Source organism: Peribacillus sp. (genome assembly GCF_059453735.1).
In genome coordinates, this window is record NZ_JAZVJO010000105.1 from 1 (window position 1) to 6,106 (window position 6,106).

Here is a 6,106-nt window from a genome sequence, read left to right on the forward strand (position 1 = left end):
GGTGTGATTACCCAGCGTAAAATCCAGGTACTTTCTATTGAGGAAGATCGAATTCGGGCTTTCTCCTGTTTACGTCAGTTGAATCGTACCTTTAAAGTGAGTAATATTCTATCTGCACAACTGCTTACCTATAAACAGCGGTTAGGTTGATTCCTCTAGTCCAGCCTTCCTTCTCCATCCACTTTTTCCTCATGTATGGGCCATTGCTTCATTAAGTAAGCTGGTCCTTCTTCTTACTCTCCATAAAACATCGATTTACTCGCTCGTCCTTTAGACGGGAATTACAAGAATAAGTGTGGTAAAATTATTTCGTAAGCCCTTTCAACTAATTTAATACATTCAACAGGGGTGTGACGGGATGAATGAAGCTAAGAGCACCATTAAGGAATATAGGTTTAAAAGTAAGGCTTTGGGGGAAGATTTAGAATTGCTTGTCTATTTACCAGCTAACTTTTCTCCTCTATATAAATACTCGCTGCTTATTGCTCAGGATGGTCGGGATTATTTTCAACTCGGCCGAATGGGGAGAGTGGCGGATGAGCTGCTTGCCAGTGGGGAAATGGAGAATGTCATCATAGTGGGTGTTCCTTATCAAAATCGCTATGACCGCTGGAGTAAGTATCATCCAGATGGGGATCAAAATAAGAACTACATACGTTTTCTCGCCCATGAGCTTCTTCCTTTTCTTGAAGAAGAGTTTCCTGTTTACCATATGGGATTGGGCCGAGCGTTAATCGGTGATTCACTAGGGGCAACTGTCTCACTCATGACTGCGCTTCAGTATCCACATACATTTGGTAAGTGTATTTTGCAGTCACCACTTGTAAATGAAACAGTTATCAATGCAGTAAGGGATTTTGAGACACCGCATTTGCTTGAAATCTATCACGTTATCGGTACTGGAGAAACTGAAGTCCCCTCCTCAACAGACGATACCATTTCCAACTTCCTCGAGCCGAATCAGGAATTAAGCAGACTCATGAAAGAAAAAGGCTTTTCTTATTTTTATGATGAGATTGAGGGTACACATACCTGGAAGTACTGGCAGAAGGATCTTAAACGAGCTTTAAAGGAAATGTTTTAAGCATAGTAGTTTACGTCACAATCTTACCCAATTTTTGGTATACTATTTGAATAACGTACAAAGTACAGCATTCTCATTCGGGAGGTATTATTATGAAATATGGTATCGCTATTTTTCCTTCTAAGACACTACAGGATAAAGCAAATTCATATCGGAAACGGTATGATACTAATTATCCCTTGATTGCACCACATGTTACGATTAAAGCAGCTTTTGAAGCATCAGATGCTGAAATTAAAAACATTGAACGAAAAATTGAGGATGTTGTTAAGAATTTTGACCCTTTGGTCCTAAAAGTACTTAAAGCGAGCACATTTCAACCAGTATCCAATACCATCTATTTTAAGGTCGAGCCTTCCATTGAACTTGAGGGATTGTACAATGCATTCAATCAAGAAGAGTTTGCTGGTTCACCTTCGCCTTACAATTTTGTCCCGCATATCACAATCGGTCAGAACCTCTCAACGAATGAGCATTCTGATGTGTTAGGTCAATTAAGTATGCTAGATTTAACTCATCAGGAAGTTATTACTGAAATTCAATTAATGAAACAAAATGAACAAGGTACTTGGAACGTTTATAAAACGTACAAGCTAGGAAAGGAATAAGGTCTTTGAACATAGAACTTGTAACTACTCAAAAACAACTTGAAGATGCTTATTATGTTCGTATGAAAGTATTTGTTGAGGAACAGCTTGTTCCTGCGGAAGAAGAAATTGATCAGTTTGAGGATGTTTCTACTCATTTTATTTTATATGATGAACTGCAGCATCCAGCTGGTGCGGGGCGTCTCCGTATCCTTGATGGAATCGGCAAGATTGAACGTATCTGCGTTATGCCCGCCGCTCGCAGTAAGGGTGCCGGCTCTATTATTATGAATGCTCTTGAAGAATATGGTACCACACAAGATATCCACACATTCAAACTTAATGCGCAGATTCAAGCCATTCCTTTTTATGAAAAACTCGGGTACCGTATCGTTTCGGAAGAATTCCTCGATGCTGGCATTCCTCATAAGACTATGATAAAAGACATATAAGTAATCCCGGACCAACTGGTTCGGGATTTTTCTTTGCTCAAAATGGAGAAATTCCACGTTTGCCCCTGTCCTATCAGCTCCTATCTTCATAGTCTATGAGTATGAAAGGAAAAGGAGGAGATTGTTATCAGTGATCAAAACTTTAATATGGAGGAATCTCAAAAGCAGTTAATGAAGTTGCTTGTATCCAGCACATTACGAAAACATGGCATCAAAAAAGAGAATATTAATCTTACAGATCAAGAGAAGGCACAACTGAAAAAGACGATTCTCCATCTGCAGGAGCAATACAAGCAATTAAGTGAAGAACATACCCATATTACCGAAGCCGATGTAAATCCAACTACTAATGTTTACGACTCATTTAAATAGCCTCGTGTGTTTTAACCAAGAATCCGCACAAAATAGTTATTTGCCGAGGTAGATTCGTCCAAACATCATGGAAGTTGACGCATACTTTAATAAAGAATCAAACCTAAGGAGGATTATTATGAATCAAGAGGTGTATAGAAGCAATAGAAATCGTTGTGAAAGCAGCAGCTGTAGAGAGGAAAACAGTAGAGATCGGCACAAAGAAAAAAGATGGTCTGCACTAGATTCAGACGATCGTCACCCATTATCCGCATTTTGCCGGAATGAAGATAATAACATTGACCAAAGAGCTGTGCAAGGTAATTCAGAATTCCAATTATCTGAAGAGTTAATTTTCATCAAAGATTCTTGTGATGTAACAGTTACCTCAGTGGATTTAAAAGCAGCACTTTCTTTACAAGCTGCCATTCAAGCTGCGATTGCTGTCATTATCAGCATTTCAATTGCTGACGGGCAGGACTCTGCTTCAATCACACAAGAATTGCTGCAAACGTCTAAAATCAGTCAGATTACACGCCAAAAAACAATTGTTGAAAACAGCCGTGATATCGAAATCAGAACGACTGATGCTCAAATCGCTATTAATATCCAACTATTACTACAATTGCTTCTTGCGATTATTGTGGAAGTTGACGTTCTATAAATGTAAACACAAAAGGACACATATGTGTCCTTTTGACTTTACTTATACCATTGCATTAACAAACCATCCCTTGCCTGTTAACTCCGTTGCTGTTTGTTCGATAACTTCTCTTGAAACATTGTTCTTATGTAATGAAGCATTATTGTACATACTTAATTCTACTTTAGGTTCATCGTCCGACATCGTCTCTGTTCGCTTTGTTTCAGTACGATCTGTATTCATTTCCCTGTAAAACTTCATTGGGAAAATGGGGGATGTTCCACGGACAGAACGATTCGCTTGGCGTTCGGCAGCAGCTGTACGATTAGCATATTGAATGTAATCAAACTGTGTGACTGGTGCTATGTATCCCATTTTATCTTCACCCTTCCTAAAGTTTTTAAATAGTAAATGAAGGTATGTACTCATTGACCTATTCCCAATATTTCTACTGCTTAAACCACTTTTACAACTTTTTGTTTTCTTTTCGTTCTGTTATGATAAAATCTGCAGTACTATTTCAGCAGAAGCAGATTTGAGGGTTTACCTATGAAAGCAGCAAAATCAGAAAATAGACTTATAAAACTAGACAGTATTTCACCTGATGAACTGCAAACCCTTTTTGAAAAGGGAAAGCGTGGGAATCTATTATGTCCGGCTTGCCATTCACCAGTCAAATTATATTTAGGGATACACGAAGAACCGCATTTTTATCATGCAGCTCCAAATGTACCCGTATGCAATACCCTGCAATGGGAATCCAGTCCTAGTTCTCCCTCTACTGAAACAGCAGAGTATCGTGAACAAAATGGGTTCCGTATTCCTATATCACGTACCATTACAGAAGAAAAACCTGTTCACCAAAACTTCCTTACATCCAAAGAGGTCAGCGGCAGCCCTGATTTTGAAAAAAAGCTTGTACAAGCTTCAACAATTGATAGTCCTTACTTCAATGAATTAGCCAGAAACGGTGTCATACTTGACAGTCAGCAGCTTACTGCAGCATCGACGATTGAGGGGCCGTTACTCGTTCTCTCTGGCGCTGGAAGCGGAAAAACAAGGGTGTTGACGGTTCGGACAGCGTTTATGCTGACGGAAAAAAAAATCGACCCGCGAAACATCATGCTTGTCACGTTTACCGCCAAAGCAGCCGCTGAAATGAAACAACGTCTGCTAAGTTATCCAGGAATTACGCCGATGATTGCTTCACAGCTTGTCAGCGGGACTTTTCATAGTATTTTCTATAAAATCCTGATCTTCCATCAACCAGATCAGTGGCAGCGTGATCGTCTCTTAAAATGGGAGTGGGAACGGTTAAAGATTCTTAAAAACGCTGGTCGAGAAATAGGACTAGATGAAAAAGAATTTGCTTATGACCAAGCGTTACAGCAAATCGGACTATGGAAAAATTCACTCCTATTCCCTAAGGATATTAAACCAAAGGATGATTTTGAAACATCTTGTCTATCATTATATAAGAGCTATGAAGACTATAAAACTCACACCGACCGTTATGATTTTGACGATATGCTGGTAGGCTGTTATTTACTTTTCCGTAACTACCCAGAGCTATTAGCCAAATATCAAGAGCGCTTTCACTATTTCTTAGTCGACGAGTTTCAAGATATTAATGCGGTACAATATGAATTAATTAAACTCTTATCAGCCAATACACAAAATGTGTGTGCAGTTGGTGACGACGATCAGTCCATATATTCCTTCCGCGGAAGTGACCCTTCATACATTCTCCATTTTGAAGGTGACTTTCCACGAGCAAAAGTCATTAAACTGACGGAAAACTATCGTTCGTCGCATAAAATTGTTTCGACAGCTAACCGCATGATTAAGCGCAATAAACAACGTCGTGTCAAAGCCATGCAAGCACAGCATGATAACGGAAACCCGCCAGTTTTGTTTTATCCATACGATGAAGAAATTGAAGCGACCATGATTGTGACGGATATCCAAGAAAAAATTAGACAAGGTGCTCAACCAGGTGATTTCGCTATCCTATACCGCACACATACCATGTCACGAGCCATATTTGAGCGGCTGGCAGCTTCTAGTCTTCCTTTTGTTATTGAACGAGATGCCGAGAGCTTTTATGATCGAAAAATAGTTAAAAGCATGCTCGCTTATATGCGGCTAGCGCTTGATCCTGAGGATCCGAAACCAGTGAGTTCAATATTATCCTCCCTGTTTTTAAAACAAAGTGCTTTACAAGAAATGAAAGCACAAACGATTTTACAGGATTGTGATTTTATTAATGCATTTTCACATCTTAAAACAGGACATGCCTTTCAGGAGAAAAAGCTAAAAACATTGCCTGAAAAAATCCGATCTTTATCCAGCTTGTCCCCTTCTGTTGCACTTGAATTTATTGAAAAAGATCTTGGCTTTACAGATTACGTGAAAAAACGCGGTGATGAAGGCAGTGTGGATAAAGGATCTGACGACATCCGAGATTTAAAAGTAGCCGCAAGACGCTTTGAAACGATTAGTGCATTCATTGAACACGCGGACCATATGGCTGCTATGGTGAAGGAAGTCAAGCAGCTCTCAAAGCATTTCCAAGATGCGATTCAGCTGACAACCATCCATCGTTCAAAAGGTTTAGAATACAAAGCAGTTTACCTGTTATCAGCTGTTGATGGCAGCTTACCGCATGACTTCTCACTCGAAGCGTACCGTAAAGGTGAAACCGCTCCACTAGAAGAGGAACGAAGACTCATGTACGTAGCCGCCACACGAGCCAAACAGGAACTCTACATCTCCGTACCACAAACAAGAAGAGGAAAAACAGCACACCCATCAAGATTCTTGAACTTGTGACCAGAAAAGCGGAAGCAGCCCGTTAGCTTGCGAAGGAAATAGGGAAAGGACCGAAAGGCGCACTTTGCCTTTTGAGGACTTTCATCTTTTCCACAGCAAGCTGGCTGCTGGCGCTAGACAACTAGAAAAGCGGAGGCGTCCTCTTTTAAAGGAAGGC

General features: G+C 40.0%; 7 protein-coding genes. 6 read left to right on the top strand and 1 reads right to left on the bottom strand.

Annotated features, from left to right (window positions below; genetic code table 11):
* Positions 1-358: 358 nt before the first annotated feature.
* From AC52RT_RS03495 to AC52RT_RS03515, 5 genes are all read left to right on the top strand, one after another.
* Complete coding sequence (locus AC52RT_RS03495; protein WP_495539470.1) at positions 359-1,084, top strand: alpha/beta hydrolase; 726 nt, start codon at positions 359-361, stop codon at positions 1,082-1,084.
* A gap of 92 nt (positions 1,085-1,176) precedes the next feature.
* The gene (locus tag AC52RT_RS03500; protein WP_495539471.1) at positions 1,177-1,692 is read left to right on the top strand and encodes a 2'-5' RNA ligase family protein; all 516 of its coding nucleotides are present in this window, start codon (positions 1,177-1,179) and stop codon (positions 1,690-1,692) included.
* Between the two features lie 5 nt (positions 1,693-1,697).
* Positions 1,698-2,123: a GNAT family N-acetyltransferase gene (locus AC52RT_RS03505; RefSeq protein WP_495539472.1), complete on the top strand. Its 426-nt coding sequence runs from the start codon at positions 1,698-1,700 to the stop codon at positions 2,121-2,123.
* A 147-nt stretch (positions 2,124-2,270) separates the two neighbouring features.
* Positions 2,271-2,495 (top strand): hypothetical protein, encoded by a 225-nt coding sequence (locus tag AC52RT_RS03510; protein ID WP_495539473.1) that lies wholly within the window; start codon positions 2,271-2,273, stop codon positions 2,493-2,495.
* 118 nt (positions 2,496-2,613) lie between these two features.
* The gene (locus tag AC52RT_RS03515) at positions 2,614-3,138 is read left to right on the top strand and encodes a spore coat protein (RefSeq protein ID WP_495539474.1); all 525 of its coding nucleotides are present in this window, start codon (positions 2,614-2,616) and stop codon (positions 3,136-3,138) included.
* Positions 3,139-3,180: 42 nt separating this feature from the next.
* Here AC52RT_RS03515 and AC52RT_RS03520 read toward each other — a convergent pair whose 3' ends face one another.
* Entirely contained in the window at positions 3,181-3,492 is a 312-nt protein-coding gene (locus tag AC52RT_RS03520) for a hypothetical protein (RefSeq protein ID WP_495539475.1), read from the bottom strand.
* A gap of 174 nt (positions 3,493-3,666) precedes the next feature.
* Between AC52RT_RS03520 and AC52RT_RS03525 the strand changes: the two genes are divergently transcribed.
* A complete protein-coding gene (locus AC52RT_RS03525) occupies positions 3,667-5,949 on the top strand; it encodes a UvrD-helicase domain-containing protein (protein WP_495539476.1) in 2,283 nt (760 codons plus the stop codon).
* Positions 5,950-6,106: the final 157 nt, after the last annotated feature.